The sequence below is a fragment of the Vibrio sp. 10N.239.312.C11 genome (genome assembly GCF_041466065.1).
In the GTDB taxonomy this organism is placed as follows: domain Bacteria; phylum Pseudomonadota; class Gammaproteobacteria; order Enterobacterales; family Vibrionaceae; genus Vibrio; species Vibrio tasmaniensis_A.
Window position 1 is genome coordinate 1 of sequence record NZ_JBFSRZ010000032.1, and the last position, 17336, is coordinate 17336.

The 17336-nt window shown below is 44.1% G+C and carries 12 protein-coding genes; 4 read left to right on the forward strand and 8 right to left on the reverse strand.

From position 1 onward, the window contains the following. The 3 genes from AB6D07_RS14280 to speA form a co-directional block, all read right to left on the reverse strand. The coding region (locus AB6D07_RS14280; RefSeq protein ID WP_372140724.1) for a retention module-containing protein at nt 1–5420 on the reverse strand (5420 nt) is incomplete at its 3' end. A 724-nt stretch (nt 5421–6144) separates the two neighbouring features. Further along, nucleotides 6145–7071: an agmatinase gene (gene speB / locus AB6D07_RS14285; protein WP_017103789.1), complete on the reverse strand. Its 927-nt coding sequence runs from the start codon at nt 7069–7071 to the stop codon at nt 6145–6147. Then, a complete protein-coding gene (gene speA / locus AB6D07_RS14290; RefSeq protein WP_032500816.1) occupies nt 7071–8978 on the reverse strand; it encodes a biosynthetic arginine decarboxylase in 1908 nt (635 codons plus the stop codon). Before speA ends, speB begins: the two co-directional genes overlap by 1 nt. Nucleotides 8979–9535: 557 nt before the next feature. Between speA and AB6D07_RS14295 the strand changes: the two genes are divergently transcribed. From AB6D07_RS14295 to AB6D07_RS14310, 4 genes are all read left to right on the forward strand, one after another. After that, the gene (locus tag AB6D07_RS14295; protein WP_029223063.1) at nt 9536–10972 is read left to right on the forward strand and encodes a coniferyl aldehyde dehydrogenase; all 1437 of its coding nucleotides are present in this window, start codon (nt 9536–9538) and stop codon (nt 10970–10972) included. After that, the gene (locus AB6D07_RS14300) at nt 10969–11547 is read left to right on the forward strand and encodes a TetR/AcrR family transcriptional regulator (protein ID WP_017103787.1); all 579 of its coding nucleotides are present in this window, start codon (nt 10969–10971) and stop codon (nt 11545–11547) included. Before AB6D07_RS14295 ends, AB6D07_RS14300 begins: the two co-directional genes overlap by 4 nt. A 491-nt stretch (nt 11548–12038) precedes the next feature. Further along, entirely contained in the window at nt 12039–13613 is a 1575-nt protein-coding gene (locus tag AB6D07_RS14305) for an ABC-F family ATP-binding cassette domain-containing protein (RefSeq protein WP_372091460.1), read from the forward strand. A 114-nt stretch (nt 13614–13727) separates the two neighbouring features. Further along, nucleotides 13728–14966 (forward strand): leucine-rich repeat-containing protein kinase family protein, encoded by a 1239-nt coding sequence (locus AB6D07_RS14310; RefSeq protein WP_017103785.1) that lies wholly within the window; start codon nt 13728–13730, stop codon nt 14964–14966. Between the two features lie 120 nt (nt 14967–15086). Here AB6D07_RS14310 and AB6D07_RS14315 read toward each other — a convergent pair whose 3' ends face one another. The 5 genes from AB6D07_RS14315 to infC all read right to left on the reverse strand — a co-directional run bounded on the left by AB6D07_RS14315 (nt 15087) and on the right by infC (nt 17334). Continuing rightward, on the reverse strand, nt 15087–15536 hold the full coding sequence (locus tag AB6D07_RS14315) for a hypothetical protein (protein WP_017103784.1): 450 nt from the start codon (nt 15534–15536) through the stop codon (nt 15087–15089). A gap of 68 nt (nt 15537–15604) precedes the next feature. Then, nucleotides 15605–15919 (reverse strand): N(4)-acetylcytidine aminohydrolase, encoded by a 315-nt coding sequence (yqfB, locus tag AB6D07_RS14320; RefSeq protein ID WP_009846506.1) that lies wholly within the window; start codon nt 15917–15919, stop codon nt 15605–15607. Between the two features lie 168 nt (nt 15920–16087). Further along, a complete protein-coding gene (gene rplT / locus AB6D07_RS14325) occupies nt 16088–16441 on the reverse strand; it encodes a 50S ribosomal protein L20 (RefSeq protein ID WP_004733517.1) in 354 nt (117 codons plus the stop codon). A 42-nt stretch (nt 16442–16483) separates the two neighbouring features. Beyond that, nucleotides 16484–16678 carry a 50S ribosomal protein L35 gene (rpmI, locus tag AB6D07_RS14330; RefSeq protein WP_004738430.1) on the reverse strand — a complete coding sequence of 65 codons (195 nt, stop codon included), beginning with the start codon at nt 16676–16678 and terminating at the stop codon, nt 16484–16486. A 104-nt stretch (nt 16679–16782) separates the two neighbouring features. Beyond that, nucleotides 16783–17334 carry a translation initiation factor IF-3 gene (infC, locus tag AB6D07_RS14335; RefSeq protein ID WP_077680304.1) on the reverse strand — a complete coding sequence of 184 codons (552 nt, stop codon included), beginning with the start codon at nt 17332–17334 and terminating at the stop codon, nt 16783–16785. Nucleotides 17335–17336: the final 2 nt, after the last annotated feature.

The window sequence follows — 17336 nt, forward strand, 5'->3', positions numbered from 1 at the left end:
AGTGCAAGAGTAAAAATCGGAGTCCCACTTGTGGTCGCACCTTGGTAGGTGGTTGTGTTCGCAGCCCCAGTGACCTCAGTGATCGAAATCGCTTCATTGCCTGATGTCAGAGTAGTTTCTAGAGTGGCTACGTTACGCAGTTCGTAAACCTCTACTTGGTCTGCACCTTCTGTGGTCACAAACGAGCCTGTCGCTTGAGCCACAACAGAGCCTAAATCATCTTCATCAACAACAAACGTACTCGCAACTGTTGTATCCGTAATGACGGGTACATCATCAGTAATAGTCACCGTAAGAGGCTTAATTACTGAATCCGTATTGTCTTGGTCGACCGCAATAACTGGCAAGGTGAAGATTTGAACGTTATTACCTTGCACAGGCAGGTGATCTAACTCTTCTAACAATGTGAAGGTATATTGACCAAGCACCAAACTATCAAAAGTGATGGTGAAAATGTCCGTTTGGACACCACCGTTTTCTACGAAGCCAATATAATTGTCGCTGTTTAGAGGATCTTCTTTTAGCTTAACAACCAGACCATCCGATTTTAGGTCCCCAGTTGTGTTGAACTGCGCAGTATCAATACGGAAGTGGTTCACATCATCACTACCAGATGTAAACGTCATTGTTCCGGTTTGAGTGACCGTTATGCTCGGAGAGGTGCCATCAAGCAAGTTTGCTTCAGCCAAGGCGACTGGTAGTATGTTATCAATAACAGGTGGAGCACCATCTGAAATGGTAAGCGTAACGGTCGACGTGACTTCGTCACCATCTTTATCTTCAGACGTGACCGTAATAGTCTTAACAATATCGCCCCCTGAATGATTGAGGTTGCGATTAGGTTCGAAACGGACATCACCTTCCAGAGTGATATACAGTTTACCTTCAGCAACAGGGAAAACCTGCTCTCCGGTTGTCCCCTGAATTAACGTGTACACGTTGTTATCGTAAGTAAACTGGCTAATCGTTGCCCCGTCGGCACTTTGAACTGGCATCACATCAATGGTGTTAGTCGTTACCGTACCATCAGCAAGATTTGGTTCAGTAATACTCAGCGTTTGGTTTTGCATGCCTTGCACATCATCGCTGACCGTCACTTTCAGTGGCGACATTAATGAGTCATCACCGTCGCGGTCTACCGCGTAAACAGGTAAATTAAAGCTCAACTCATTATTCGCTTGGCCATCAGCATGATCTAACGCTTCAAGTAGAGTAAAGGTGTACTCACCCACCGTGCTACTTGAGAAGCTAATCGTAAAGACAGGAACTTCTGGGTTGGCTCCATCTTTCACAAACCCTATGTACTGGTTACTGTTTTGTGGATCGATTCGTAAATCGACGGCTAACCCACCCGATTTAAGCATGTCGTTCGGGTTGAATTGAGTAGGATCGATACGGAATTTGACTACATCATCACTTTGATTGGTGAACTGAATAGTCTCAGTTTGGCTAACAGGAGCATTGCTTGCTGCTGAGCCATCGGCTAGATTGGATTCTGATAGCGTGACGCTAGGAATAGTATTGATGATTGGAACATCACCATCGGTGATGGTCAAAGTCACGGTGGATGTCACCGGATCTTTATCAAAGTCACTTGACGTCACCACTATCGTCTTAACGATATCTTCGCTGCTCGTGTGGTTTAAATCGCGATTCGGCTCAAAGCGCACCAACCCTTCAAGAGTCATATACAGTTTACCTTCAGTAACAGGGAAAACCTGCTCTCCGGTTATCCCCTGAACTAACGTGTACACGTTGTTATCGTAAGTAAACTGGGTAATCGTTGCCCCGTCGGCACTTTGCACTGGCATCACATCAACAGTGCCTGTCGTTACCGTACCATCAGCAAGATTTGGTTCAGTAATACTCAGCGTTTGGTTTTGCATGCCTTGCACATCATCGCTAACCGTCACTTTCAATGGCGACATCAATGAATCATCACCATCACGATCGACCGCAAGTACAGGAAGCTCAAAGCTCAGATCGTTCTTTGCTTGGCCATCAGCATGATCCAATGCTTCAAGTAGAGTAAAGGTGTACTCACCCACCGTGCTGGTAGAAAAGCTAATAGTAAAGACGGGAATCTCTGGGTTGGATCCATCTTTCACAAAGCCAATGTACTGATTGCTGTTTTGTGGATCGACACGTAACTCGACGGCTAACCCGCCCGATTTAAGAGCGTCGTTCGTGTTGAATTGAGCAGGATCGATACGGAACTTGACTACATCATCACTTTGATTGGTAAACGAGATCGTCTCGGTTTGACTCACTGGCGCGTTGCTTGCTGCCGAGCCATCTGTAAGGTTAGATTCTGATAGCGTGACACTTGGAATAATATTGATGATTGGAATATCACCATCGGTGATGGTCAAAGTCACGGTGGATGTCACCGGATCTTTATCAAAGTCACTTGACGTCACCACGATCGTCTTAACGATATCTTCGCTGCTCGTGTGGTTTAAATCACGATTCGGCTCAAAGCGTATTTCACCTTCAAGGGTAACGAACAGTTTGCCCTCAGGAACTGGAATCAGTTGCTCTCCCGTTATGCCCTGATTCAAGGTGTAAACGGTATTGTCATACGTGATTTGGGTAATGGTCGCGCCATCAGCACTCTGCTCGGGCATTACATCAATGGTGGCAGTCGTTACCTTACCAGCAGCCAAATCCGCAACCGTCGGTTCAACAATATTGAGCACACCATCTTTCATGATTTGCACATCATCACCGATGGTCATTGTAAGCGGGGAAATTTGCGAGCTATCGCCATCAGTGTCCACGGCGTAAACAGGCAGTTCAAAACTTAGCTCGTTATTTGCAAGGCCATCTTCATGATCTAACGCTTCAAGCAGCGTGAAGGTGTATTCCCCTAATGTACTTGTAGAAAAGCTAATCGTGAATACTGGGACATCAGGGTTTACCCCATCGTTAACAAAACCTATGTAAGTACCTGAGTTCTGGGGGTCTTCCTTGAGTTCAACGACAAGCCCATTCGATTTGAGCGTATCATTAGTATTGAACAAGTTTGGATCAATTCGAAAACTCGCGACATCATCACTACCGGCTGTAAACGTAATCGTTTCAGTGGCGCTAACCGCATTTCCGCTTGGCGAAGATCCATCACCAAGATTCGTTTCAGATAATGTCACTGGTGGAACTAGGTTAATTACCGGATCTTGGCCATCAGTAATACTAAGATCAAGCGTTGAGAAGCTCTCGTCGCCATCAGCATCTTCAGCTAAAAAGGCAAATTGTTTTACTATGGTTTCGCTGCTTGAGTGGTTGATATCACGAGCGACTTCAAAACTAAAATCACCATTGAGTGAAATCGTTGCAACCCCTTCTGTAAATGGGAAAGTTTGTGCCGCATCTGGGAGTAGATTTTGGTCTAACTTGTATTCGACCCCATCGTAAGACAATGATTGGATTGTCGAACCATCCGCACCCTCAAAGTTGAATAGATTATAAGAAACAACAGTATCACCCGCCAAAGTCGGTTCATCGACGGAAACGACATTATCGATGAGTTCGACCACATCATCTTTTACACTGATTAAGATCTCAGCAGCTTCTGGTGTGTTTGACCCACCAGACAGTGCAGAGCGGTCACCATCCGCGTCAACCGCGTAAATGGGCAATACAAAGGTTAGCAACTCACCTTCAGCACCTTGGTGTGAAAGCGATTCGTACAGAGTAAATTCATAATTCCCCAATGATGGACTATCGACTTTAACGTCAAAGACCGTAATTCGAGATCCATTGACCTCGACATAACCTTCATACGTTCTCACGCCATTGGTTTGACTAACTAACTCTAATTGAACGGCAGCACCATTGGAAACCAAGGCTCCCGTTGTATTAAATTCAGTCGGTTCAAGTTCGTAATGGTCAATAATGTCACTTTCAAAAACACTTGCTGTGATACTGCCAATACCACCTACTGGGGTTGTTCCTTCTTGTGAGCCGCCAACAATGCCTGACTCATCAACATCGATGCCATCAACATTAATAATGAACGGGCTATCACCATCAGAGATATCAACCTTAATCGTATTCGTTACGACATCCTGGTCAAAATCGGTAACCGTAATCGGTAGAGAGAATGAAAGCGTGTCGGAGCTCACTTCTTCTATCGGTTTAAACTGTTGGAAATTATATGTGCCATCGGTATCGAGGGAGATTGTGAGAACAACCTCACCTCTCCCTTGAATAGACAGAGTGATCGTTGTTCCATCATCAGACAGTCTTGCAACCGTGTTTTGGTTATCACTGAGCAACCCATCAAACTCTTCTAACGCACTGGCATCAAAGACAGCGGATTGAAGTTTATCACTTCCAATATTAGAAAAAGTGCCTTCAATAGGTGCACTACTCGTTTCTACATTATTGATATTCACGCTTTCAGCAGACGGATTCACCCCGTCAAATAAAGTAACCAGCGCATTAATTGGTGATGCTATTGGGTTTCCTGCGGAGTCTTCACCTTGAATATCAAAAGCAAAGTTAATTTGATCGCCAGTATAAGAGACCTGCCCACCACCGATAGACGGAACATGATCAATAGATTGAGAAATCGTGGTGGTTAACGAGATATCGATATTATTGCCAACACTAGTAGCATCAATATCGATACGTAATACTTCGTCAGTACCTTGGACACCAACAATGGAATTCGTCACCGAGTCGTAAGTAAACGTGACAACTTGGCCGCTTGATGTAATGTCGTTATTAAGCTCACTTAGGAGTGAAGCAAGGGAGAGTGTGTCTGGGACAAAAGAATCTGGGTCTAGAGCTAAACTGCCCGCAATAATCGTTTCTGTGGTCGTAATAGATTGGGGGTAGGTATTGCCAGAAATAGAACCTTCAGTGACTGATTCGCTGATCGATTGACCACCAGCTGAACGGGTGATCGTTCTAAATTCCTCTCGAGTTTCCTCTACCTCTTCTTTCGCAAGCCCTGATGTCTCAAAGAATGTCGAGGGCTGAGTTTGAATATTATTGTATTCAATCGTAACAAAGCCAGCATTTGCAGAGCCTAGCCCTTCACCAGCAGCCGTTGCTTCCAAAATTTCAGTAGGATCGGCGCCGCCTAAAATAGCTTCTTGGATTGCCGCAATATCATCGTCAGTAAATGCTCCGTCGTCAGATTGCTCTAGATCGAAATTGACCTCTCCGGCGACAGGGGCATCAGCCCAAGACAATTCTTGGTCAATACATCCAACACAATTCTCGCCAACCAGAACCTCACCATTTGGAGCACCTAATACAAGTTCTGCATTATTTGCGGTAATGACTATCTCATTTTCACGGATGATATCGCCAACTAGAACTTTTTTTGGGTTGCCGTCAGGTGTTACTACAACCACATCCCCACTTACTGCTTCAACAACCGCAGCTTGGCGCGAAACCTCAATATCCATATATCCCCCGTTATCACAAGCACTCTTATCTAGAGCTGTACAAATTATTTTTGTTAATCATTACAGGCTTTAATCAAATTCATACTTACCCCTCATCAATGGCCAATCTTTTGTTGTGCCTCTTCGAGTTGAAAAGAGATAAGTATTTAACCTGTTTTTTTATAGTTTACTTACTGTTAAGCCTAGTCTTCCCCATAAAAAATGCCATGTCTGTGCTAAGAGACTCCTTTTCACAAATTCACTTATTCTCTATGGATTTCTAAAACACAAATTAAACGTTAGTAGTGCATTGATTTATATGCAAATAAACTCACAGCGATGTTACATCTCTTTAATCCTATAAAGATATACAGGAATAAAGTAGATAAATCATGAGCGAATATCAGACATTGCTTGAGGCAAACGATGTGATAGCAACAAAGCAGAGAGTAGTCCCAAACTTGAGACAATGTTCAGCACAAAGCGGATGAAAAACCATTTATTAAGCGTATATTTCGCCAATTTCATATATACCCATCAACATATTAAGGTGCTATGGAGGAACAATAGTCATGACTTATCATTCGATACACACATATCAAGAGGAATACGTTTTAGGACAAAACAATAGATACAAAAAAGCCGCCCGAGTTTAACTCGGGCGGCTTTTAGAAGATCATGTACCGCAATATGGTGTTTATCTGTAAAACGAGATTGCCACGTTCAACATGCCTCGCTAACTATTTTATTTTGTTAAGCGATTTGCAGTCCAAACATAAAGCAGCTCAAGTGCGATAGTTGCGCCAGCTAGAGCCGTAATTTCGCTTTGGTCATAGGCAGGACACACTTCTACAACGTCCATACCAACCATGTTAATACCCTGTAAGCCACGAATGATTTTGAGTACTTTATCTGAGTTCAAACCACCACACACAGGCGTCCCAGTACCCGGCGCAAAAGCAGGATCCAGACAATCGATATCAAACGTTAGGTAAACTGGCTTATCACCAACAATGCCTTGCACTTGAGCAATGATCTCATCCACGCTCATGTCATTCGCTTGCATCGCATTGATAACATTAAAGCCATGACCTTCCTGCTTATACTCTGTACGAATACCTATTTGCACAGAATGCTCAGGCGAGATTAACCCTTCATTTGGCGCATGGTAGAACATAGTACCGTGATCGTAACGACTACCCTGACTGTAAGTATCAGTGTGCGCGTCAAAATGAATCAGAGCCATTTCACCGTACTTCTTGCCGTATGCTCTTAGCAAAGGCAATGTAATGAAGTGATCGCCACCTAAACCTAACAATGTTTTACCACTGTTTAGAATCGCATTTGCAGCCGCTTCTAAACGCTGAGTTAAATCTTCAGCATCACCGCAATCAAACACAAGATCGCCAGCATCAATTACCGAGGTATGTTCAAATACATTGAAGTCCCAAGGAAACTTTTTGCCTTCCCACGCCAAGTTTACCGACGCACGACGAATCGCATCAGGTCCCATACGAGCGCCCGGACGACCCGACGTCGCCATATCTAACGGCGCGCCCAACACAACCACATCAGCATCGTGATCAATTGGGTTCTGTACCAATGGGCGACGCATAAACGTCATCGCGTTGGAGTACAGCGAGTAATCTGGTTTGGTAAATAGATCGTTCATTAAAAATCCTCAAGATAGGTGTAACCCATCAAGCCTTGCTCTAACTCTTCAAGTACGCTTTGTTGCTCTTGTGCTGGTACTTTCGCCGTGACCAAATCTTTGTAGTTCTGACGAATCAGATCCGTATCAATGTGAACATAACGCATCATGTCTTCAACCGTATCGCCTTCATTGATGTAGTCGATATTCGCTTGGCCACTTTCATCAACATTCACCACTACACTGTGGGTATCACCAAATAGGTTATGCATATCACCCAAGATCTCTTGGTATGCGCCTACTAAGAAAAAGCCCATCAGGTATGGTTCATCTGGGTTCCATGCCGGCACTGGCAGCGTTGTTTCAATACCTTGACCATCAACGTACTGATCAATCGTACCGTCAGAATCACATGTGATATCCAGTACTACAGCGCGTCGCTCATCCGCATTATCCAAACCACTTAGAGGCAATACAGGGAACACCTGATCGATACCCCAAGCATCTGGCAACGATTGGAACAGCGAGAAGTTCACGAAAAACTTATCAGCCAAACGCTCGCTCAACTCATCCAAAATAGGACGGTGGTAACGGTTCTTAGTGCTCATTCGAGAGCTAAGTTCGTAGTTAATGCGCAAAGACATCTGCTCTGCCCAAGCACGGTGCTGAAGGTTCAGCATACCCGTCGCAAATTGGTTGTGTGCTTCTGCGATATCACTTTGCGTGTCGTTGTAGATCTCAATCAGCGCGCGGTCACCATTACCCGCATCTAGCTCTAAGAAATTCTTCCACATGTTGTTTAGCAACATTGGTGCGTCAGCTTCAGGCGCAGCCATATCTTCCGGAGAATAGCTTTCTGTACCGATCACGTTAGTAACAAGCACAGCGTGATGCGCAGTCAACGAACGACCAGATTCAGAAATGATCACAGGTTGCGGCTGATTGTAGAGCTTACAAATATCCCCTACTGTCATTACGATGTTGCGAGCGTACTCAAGCAAGCCGTAGTTCATTGAGTTTGAAGACTGGCTACGTGTGCCGTCGTAATCGACCGCCAAACCGCCACCAACGTCTAAGAACTTCAGTTGAGCACCTATATCACGCAGTTCACAGTAAAAACGAGCCGCTTCACTCACACCATTTCGTACATCACGAATATTCGCTATTTGCGAGCCAAGGTGGAAGTGCACGAGCTCTAGAACATCCAGTTGATCTTCTGCTTTCAAGCGTTCAATAACGGTCAATACTTGTGATGCAGACAAACCGAATTTCGACTTCTCACCACCACTTGCTTGCCATTTACCTGCACCTTGAGATGCAAGACGAATGCGTAGACCTAAACGAGGTTTCACGCCAAGCGCTTTTGCTTCAGAAAGGACAAGATCAAGCTCTGACAACTTCTCTAGAACGATAAATACTTTGTGGCCTAGCTTTTCGCCAATAAGCGCAAGACGGATGTATTCTCTGTCTTTGTAACCGTTACACACGATCACAGAGCTCGCTTTTTGAGCCAGTGCCAATACCGCTAATAGTTCAGGCTTGCTGCCCGCCTCTAAACCAAGCTGCTTCTGCTCTAATTGAGCTTGGCTCGCTAAGATCTCGTCAACCACTTCTTTCTGTTGGTTAACTTTAATCGGGTAAACAAGTAGGTAACGGTTATCGTACTGATATTCGTCGATCGCTTGGTTGAATGCGTTACAGATATTGTGCACACGTTGATGCACTATTTGAGGAAAACGCACAAGAGCAGGCAAACCAATATTTCTCTGCTCTAACTGTTTTACGATCTGACTTAGCGGAACTTGATGATCGGTTTCGCTCGGTGATACATACACCTCACCATTATCATCAATTCCATAAAAACCTTGGCTCCAGTGCTTTACATTATACTCAGCACGGATGCGTTCCAAATTAACCGAATTTTCCAATTCTAGAGACCTCACACTATAGGGCCATCGACAGAAGATACCTCATTGGAATAGCGAGGTATAACCCAACAAAAAACGTTCGAAAACGATTTGTTGGCTGCATTAACCGATATTATTAAGAGTGAGTCCAACCATTGATATTTGTGGTTACGATTACGTTTTTTTATCGTCGACCCGACTTAAAGTGACAGGTAAGGTATTACAAGGTTTTAGGCCAAAAAACAGGCTGAAGCGCATTAGATTTAAAGCACTTTCTAACAAAGAATCAGGTGAATAAAATACCAAAGACACATAAAATTCTTAGCTAACCTGGTCAAGTTAAGTCAGGGTTGTGACAAATATGCGCACTTCCCAATCTGAACTCTCGCTATCACAAACACAACTTGTATCCCGTGATTCGATACCTATAAACACTTCGTTCTTCCTACTAAAACTCGCTCACTTCAATGTTGTAACCGCTCAATTTTTGAACTTTTCTCGCGCATATCTTGTATTTGGTTGGATATTCTTGTAATTTCAACCAACCAATCGGTCAGCTTTCGAATTTAGGGGATACTATGAGCCATAATCTAGACCTTGAACCAACCACGTCGAACATCAACGGCATGGATCAAATATTCAACCGACAAAAAAATCACTACCGCAGTAATGTTAATCCAACGCTTGAGCAGAGAAGAAAAAACCTCTCGGAATTAAAAGCGTTGCTAATGCGCTACCAAGGGCAATTGATTGATGCGGTGTCTGAAGATTATGGCCACCGAGCAAAACACGACAGCTTGATTGCTGATATCACCCCTTCTCTTCACCAGATCAATTACAGCCTGAAGAACCTTAAGAAATGGTTGAAGCCATCTCGCAGAAAAGCAGGCTTAATGCTGACACCCGCGAAGATCACCGTTCATTATCAGCCAGTGGGTGTTGTCGGTATCATTGTTCCTTGGAACTTCCCGGTGATGCTCTCTTTAGGGCCCCTCATCACTGCGTTGGCGGCAGGTAATACTGCAATGCTCAAGATGTCTGAGTTCACTCCAGCGACAAACCGAGTTTTGAAAGCGATGTTGGCTGAGGGTTTTAACGAAGATCAGATTGCGATTATAGAGGGTGAAGCTGACGTTTCCGCGAAATTTAGCCAACTCCCGTTTGATCATATTCTATTCACAGGGTCAACCTCTGTGGGTAAGCACGTAATGAGAGCAGCAGCCAACAACTTAACGCCTGTAACTTTGGAATTGGGCGGTAAGTCTCCAACGATTATTGCGCCTGACTTTGATGTCGCTGACGCCGTTGAACGCATCCTGTTTGCAAAAAGCTTAAACGCTGGCCAGATTTGCGTAGCACCCGATTACATCTTATTGCCACGAGCAAAAGCCGACGCGTTCATCGCAGCTTATAAGCAGTACTTCAAGAAGCTTTATAAAGCAGGCATTGAAAGCAAAGACTTAACCTCAGTGATCGATATGCGCCAATACAATCGTTTGAAGGGTGTGATTGCAGATGCTCAGTCTAAAGGTGCGGTTATTCACACTGTCACCGAGCAAGCACAAGACGATGTGAACCACAGAATGACGCCACACCTCCTAACCGAAGTGAACGACGACATGGTCGCAATGCAAGAAGAGTTGTTTGGCCCTATTCTGCCTATCGTGCCTTATGACTCTATTGAAGAAGCAATCAACTACATCACAGTAAGAGAACGTCCACTTGCTCTGTATCTGATGAGTCATGATAAGCAGACTCAAGACCAGTTCTTATCGAATACGCATTCTGGCGGTGTTTGTATTAACGACTCTCTAGTGCATGTGGCAGCAGAAGACGCGCCGTTCGGTGGCATTGGCCCTTCAGGCATGGGACACTACCACGGTATTGAAGGCTTCAAGACCTTTAGCCATGCCAAAACGGTTCTAAGTAGAGGAAAAATTAACTTCACTAAGTTAATGCACCCTCCTTACAACAACCCAATTAAAAAGATTCTGTTCAAAGTACTAAATAGATGATTACGAAAAGGCAAAAAATCCTAGATGCTGCGCTCCTGCTCTTTTCTCAGCAAGGGCTCGAGGGCACATCTACAGGACAAATAGCGAAAACAGCAGGCGTAGCAAAGGCAACGCTGTTCCATCACTTCGAGAACAAATCGTTGTTGATTGATGAGCTGTTCCGCGAGCTAAAGCTGGCACTATTCTCCACTCTTCAACCACACACTGATATCGCTGAACAAGATCGCTACCAAGCCATTAAGTTCATGTGGATCACAGGGCTTGAATGGGCGTTAGAAAATCCAGTTGCGATGAAGTTTTTCACCAATGTTCATTTCGACCCGACGACTCAAACTCGAGAAGTGATTGTTTCAAAGATGTTCGCATCGTTAGACGAGATCATTTTGAAAGGACAAGAAACTGGTGAGCTGATGGTGTTAGACATCAACCTTGTTAGGCACTTCATCCACAGCCACTTTTTGATTTGTGCAAACTGGTTGATTGAGCAGAATGAGTTACCACCAGAGCAGTCAGCCAAGTACATCAGCGATAGCTTTGATATGTGCTGGCGAGCTGTCGGCGGACAAAACCTGTAATTTCCACATTCGTGAAGCCCTTGCTTTCAAAGAACACTCTAAAGCGCCTCATGGCTATATCTATATATAGGCATGAGGCGCTTTAATTATTTGGATACATTTTAATCACACCACCATATTGACTTTAAGCACTCTCTTTCAGTAACATCCCACCATCATTTCAAAAGAGAATAACGCCATAATGAAGTACTAACATCCTGACATCCGATTTATTTTTTATAAAAATCATTTGGACACTCGGGGTTAGTGGGCGTTACTTCGTCATCTATTTTCGCGACAAATCAAGTTCTTAAAGATCCGTCTTTTGACAACATATATCTTGCAGAACTGTACCTCAAAGACAGAAATTATCTCAGCGCAGCTTTCTATCTTTGATTGGTCATCTACCTAAGTAACGTCTTTGGCGATCTGCTGTTAGAGTCCGACATGGATTTTATGTAGAAAAGCGCCTCACCCCTTTTACTCGTTTATACGTAAAGGGAGGTATTTTTATGCCTACTATATTAGCCAACAATCTCTCATTCCAGCTCGATACTGGTGAGTGGTTATTCAAAGACATCACCTTTAGTTTGAGCAGTCGCCTGACAGGCTTAGTCGGAAGAAATGGGGCTGGAAAGTCACTACTGCTTTCGTTACTGGTCGGGCAAACACAACCCACATCAGGCAGTGTTTCCAGACAAGGCTCGATCGGCTTTTACTCCCAGTTGCCTTCAAAGCTATTGGATAGCACAACCAGCATTGCTGACTTCTTGGGGATCACCGAAAAGTTAGACGCATTACATGCCATAGAACAAGGCAGCTGCGAACTTCAGCACTTCAATATCGTCGGCGAGGATTGGGATTTACAAGCGAACACAAAGCAACTTTTAGCCACATTGAAAATAACCAGTGGGTTGACCACGCCTTGCCATACATTGAGTGGTGGGCAACTTGCCCTTTTACAGCTTCATCGGTTATTCGCATCAAACCACGACATACTAATTCTCGACGAACCTACAAATCATTTGGATAGCGACGGGCGCAATTGGTTACTGGAACAGTGCCAGTTGTTTGAAGGTAAAGTACTTATCGTCAGTCACGATCGAAGCTTATTGAGACACATGGAAGGGATCTATCACCTCAACAGTTTGGGATTACGTTTCTACAAAGGAAACTACGATGATTACTTCACGCAAATGTCGAGTCAAAGTGAAGCACTGGACAAGCAGATAACGCATCATCAATCGGAAAAGAAACGACTCGAGCGCCAAGCTCAGACTAACAAGGAAAAAGCACAACAACGTGAATCTCAAGGTAACCGACTCCGAAAATCAGGTAGCCAACCCAAGATATTATTGGATGCAATGAAAGATAAAGCAGGACGAACCCAAGGAGCATCAGCAACAAGCCACAGGAACTTAAAGGATCAAAACCAAGATAAACTTCAATCTCTTAAAGAACAACAAGAGCAACTGAAGCCACAAGCGTTGTACCTACAACAAGCGAATAGTTCTAAAAAACACTCACTATTAACCGTTGAAGAGTGTCGCCTGAGTTTTGGTTCTGGTGCTCCTATTAGCTTCTCTCTATCACAAGGGGAACGATGCTATCTAACTGGGGCTAATGGGTGCGGAAAATCGACACTGTTAAAAGCCATTCACGGCCAACACTCGAACTATATCGGATCCATTAAGCGCTTAGGGGCGACCGTATACTTGGATCAACACTTTGGCCTGTTAGACACCAACGACACCATGTTCGATAGCTTGATGACACACGGCTTTGGGTTAACAGAAAGTGACGCACGAACCTTGCTCGCTGGAATAGGGTTCAGGCGAGACTCTGTATACCGAAAAGTGGCTCATTTAAGTGGTGGTGAAAAAATGAAACTGGCGATGTTGATCGTTAGCCATAAGCAAGACACCCCGCTTTTATTACTCGATGAACCGGACAACCACCTAGACATCGACTCAAAGCAAATATTGGCGTCCGCTTTACGTGAATACCAAGGCGCATTTATCTTGGTGAGTCATGACAGCGACTTTGTTGAGGAGGTCGGCGTCAGCCAAAACCATATACGACTTTAACCTTTGTAAAATCGTTCACTTAGTTTAGTTAAGCGAGCATCGTTCCGGTGCTCGCCTTTCTTGATTGAGACAAGTAAACTACGCGCCTCGAACATCTATTCATAAGGCTAAGGTTTGCATACTCTAGAACAATTAAAATCAGGGCAACTTAAAGGTATTAAACGCTTAAAACTGTCAGCAGGTCTCACCGAGTTTCCTTTAGAGATTTTGGAACTTGCTGATTCTCTTGAGATCCTAGACCTTTCAGGCAATCAGCTGTCAGATCTACCAAAAGAGTTATCACAGCTGACTAACCTGCGTATTATCTTCGCATCGAATAACCTGTTCACGCACCTGCCTGATGTTCTGGGGTCACTTCCTAAGCTCGAAATGGTTGGCTTCAAAACCAACCAAATCAAAACCGTTAGCGAGCAGTCTCTACCTACTCAATTACGTTGGTTGATCCTGACAGACAATGCAATCGAGGTTCTCCCTCACTCGTTGGGTGAAAGACCACGCCTGCAAAAACTCGCATTGGCGGGTAACAAGATTCAAGTTTTACCAGAAAGTATGGAAAACCTATCAAACCTTGAACTGGTTCGTCTGTCTGCAAACCAACTGACTGAATTCCCAGAGTTCCTTATCAAGCTACCAAAACTGGCTTGGTTAGCGTTTGCGGGTAACCCATTTTGCAAACACCCAAGCAGCTTAGATAGCGTGCCTGCCGTAAGCTCACAATGCTACTCACTGAATCAAGTTCTTGGGCAAGGTGCGTCTGGGATAATTTCTCATGCTAACTGGTTAAATCGTGACTTTGATTTCCCACAAGAAGTGGCAGTTAAAGTATTCAAAGGCGAAGTAACAAGCGACGGTTACCCACACGATGAACTTGAAGCGTGTCTTCAAGCTGGTCATCATAGCAACCTAGTGAAGTCTATCGCTCAAGTTGATGAAGAGAACTACCTAGCATTGGTGATGGAGCTTATCCCGAGCAACTTCTACAACCTAGGTTTGCCCCCTACTCTTGAAAGCTGCACTCGTGATACATTCAACGAAGGCTTTAAGCTTTCAATTTCTCAGATCAATAGCATTACCGAACAGATGATTGATGTGTTTGAACACCTTCATGCCAACAAAGTTTGTCATGGTGATCTATACGCACACAACACTTTAGTGAATGAGCAAGGTCAGATGATCTTTGGCGACTTTGGAGCGGCAACTATCTACGACTACCTAACTGAAGAGCAACAGCAAGGCATTCGCCGAATTGAAGCACGTGCATTGAAGTACTTTATTGAAGACCTACTGACGGTTTGTGCAAAGCAAGATCAAGACAGCGAGCTTTATACTCAACTGGCGAACTTCGAAGCTTAATGGCGTGTTGATTGGAAGTAATCGGTCGAATTGAAAACAACAAAGCCAACATCACTGTTGGCTTTTTTATTCTTGGAATATCACTTATTCTAATGGACAAGCAAGGTCGGCTAAAAGGGATTAACGCTCAGCCTGCACCAATTTCAGATACGAATGCAGCTCACCATTTTTATATTCCACCGCAGAGTGAATATTGAGATCAGCACGAGCCACAACAGTAAACTGGTAGCGATTCTCGCCCTTCAAAATCTCGACGTGTAACAACCCATCTTTTAGTTGCCACTGCCCTGTTGTTTCAAATCGATCGAACAAACGATATTCAATCAGAGAACCGTCAGCATTGAAGTGTACTTCAGTGATGTAACCGCCGGGGCAACTCTTCACCCAAACTCGATTCTCGATATCACTGACAATGAAGTCACGCTTTGTATCACGCCACGCTAGAAAGCCTTCGCTATCATAAAGAGCAATGTCGAGATCAGTTCTAGAGATTAACGGCTGCTCATTTTGCTCACGACAATAAAGTTGGAGAAAAATTTGCTGAGCTGCACCATTCTGTAATTCACTCATTGTGACTTCCCTTTCTCATTGCTCTGCGTTAGACGCTGTATTGATCAACAAATTCTATTTAAAGCGGGTTACACAAGCTCGTAAGAAACCACATACAGTTGAGAGATACCCGGATAGATATCTTGAATCACACCCTTGAGGACTTCTAGCGTCATGTTCTCTTGCTCCGCATGGAACTCACCTAAGTCATCAAACAAGATTGGTTCTACACTAATGATCTTAAGATTACAGAATACACGTCCCTGCTCTAGCGTTGATACTTCTACAACGCTACCTGGCTGGTAATTGCGCTCAGATTCATCGCGAATAGTAATCGTCTTCTTGCCAGAAAGGATGTCAGTTTCAAAACGTTCGAAGAACGTCATAGTAGTCGGTGCGGTCATTTATCTCGGTCGCTTAACATTTAAAGGTTAGGTAAATGTTTATATACCAGAATGCTTGTTCAAGCGAATAAAAATTAGATGCGAGAGAATGCGGCAAAGCCAAATAGCAGGCAATAAAAAAGGAGAACCGAAGTTCTCCTTTTATTAAACCTTTAAGCTAACTCTAAATTATAGAGATGCTTTCGCTTTTTCAACTAGAACAGCAAATGCTGCTTTGTCGAATACTGCGATGTCAGCAAGAATCTTACGGTCGATCTCGATAGATGCTTTCTTAAGGCCATTGATGAAACGGCTGTAAGATAGACCATTTTGACGAGATGCCGCGTTGATACGTGCAATCCAAAGTTGACGGAATTGACGTTTCTTGTTGCGACGGTCACGGTAAGCGTATTGACCAGCTTTGGTAACTGCTTGGAAAGCTACGCGGTAAACACGTGAACGTGCTCCGTAGTAACCTTTAGCTTGTTTTAGAACTTTCTTATGACGTGCACGAGCTTGTACACCACGTTTTACGCGAGGCATTATGCTTCTCCTAAACTAAACGAATTTATAAACTAAAAAGAATTAAGCGTATGGCATCATACGTAGAACTTGAGCAACTTCACATTTAGGAAGGATCGAGTTCGGACGTAGCTGACGCTTGTTCTTAGTAGTACGCTTAGTCAGGATGTGACGTTTACCAGCGTGCTTAAACTTAATACCACCAGCAGTTTTCTGGAAACGCTTAGCAGCACCTTTGTTGGTTTTCATCTTAGGCATGATGAATAACTCCGCATTGTTGAGTTGTTAATAACATAGTAATTAGGGCGAATAAAACCCCGCAACCTGAGGCTGCAGGGTTTAATTACTTGCAAAGCCGTTAATTACTTCTTTTTAGGGGCCAACACCATGATCATCTGGCGACCTTCAATTCTCGTTGGGAAAGATTCGACAACTGCAAATTCTTCAGTATCTACTTTCAAACGATTAAGAACGTCAACACCGATTTCTTGGTGAGCCATTTCGCGGCCACGGAAGCGAATTGTTACCTTCACTTTGTTGCCGTCTTCAAGGAAACCAGTCAGGTTGCGTAGTTTTACCTGATAGTCTCCAATATCAGTTCCAGGTCGGAATTTAATTTCCTTGATCTGAACCTGCTTTTGCTTTTTCTTCTGCTCTTTCGCAGCTTTGCTCTTCTCGAAGAGGAACTTACCGTAGTCCATCACACGACAAACTGGCGGCTCGGCGTTAGGGCTGATCTCTACAAGATCCATACCAGCTTCATTTGCAGCTTCCATCGCTTCAGCGATTGTTACTACACCAACAGCTTCGCCGTCTGCGCCAGTTAGACGCACTTCACGAACGCCACGAATGTCACCGTTTAAACGGTGCTGGTTTTGTTTGGCCGGTTGTTGGCCACGTCTTCCGCCTTTAATAG

Bases quoted from the DNA above. Each gene is read 5' to 3' on its own strand.
- speB (WP_017103789.1), bottom strand. From the start codon at position 7,071: ATGAACGATCTATTTACCAAACCAGATTACTCGCTGTACTCCAACGCG.
- AB6D07_RS14295 (WP_029223063.1), top strand. From the start codon at position 9,536: ATGAGCCATAATCTAGACCTTGAACCAACCACGTCGAACATCAACGGC.
- AB6D07_RS14300 (WP_017103787.1), top strand. From the start codon at position 10,969: ATGATTACGAAAAGGCAAAAAATCCTAGATGCTGCGCTCCTGCTCTTT.
- AB6D07_RS14305 (WP_372091460.1), top strand. From the start codon at position 12,039: ATGCCTACTATATTAGCCAACAATCTCTCATTCCAGCTCGATACTGGT.
- AB6D07_RS14315 (WP_017103784.1), bottom strand. From the start codon at position 15,536: ATGAGTGAATTACAGAATGGTGCAGCTCAGCAAATTTTTCTCCAACTT.
- yqfB (WP_009846506.1), bottom strand. From the start codon at position 15,919: ATGACCGCACCGACTACTATGACGTTCTTCGAACGTTTTGAAACTGAC.
- rplT (WP_004733517.1), bottom strand. From the start codon at position 16,441: ATGCCTCGCGTAAAACGTGGTGTACAAGCTCGTGCACGTCATAAGAAA.
- rpmI (WP_004738430.1), bottom strand. From the start codon at position 16,678: ATGCCTAAGATGAAAACCAACAAAGGTGCTGCTAAGCGTTTCCAGAAA.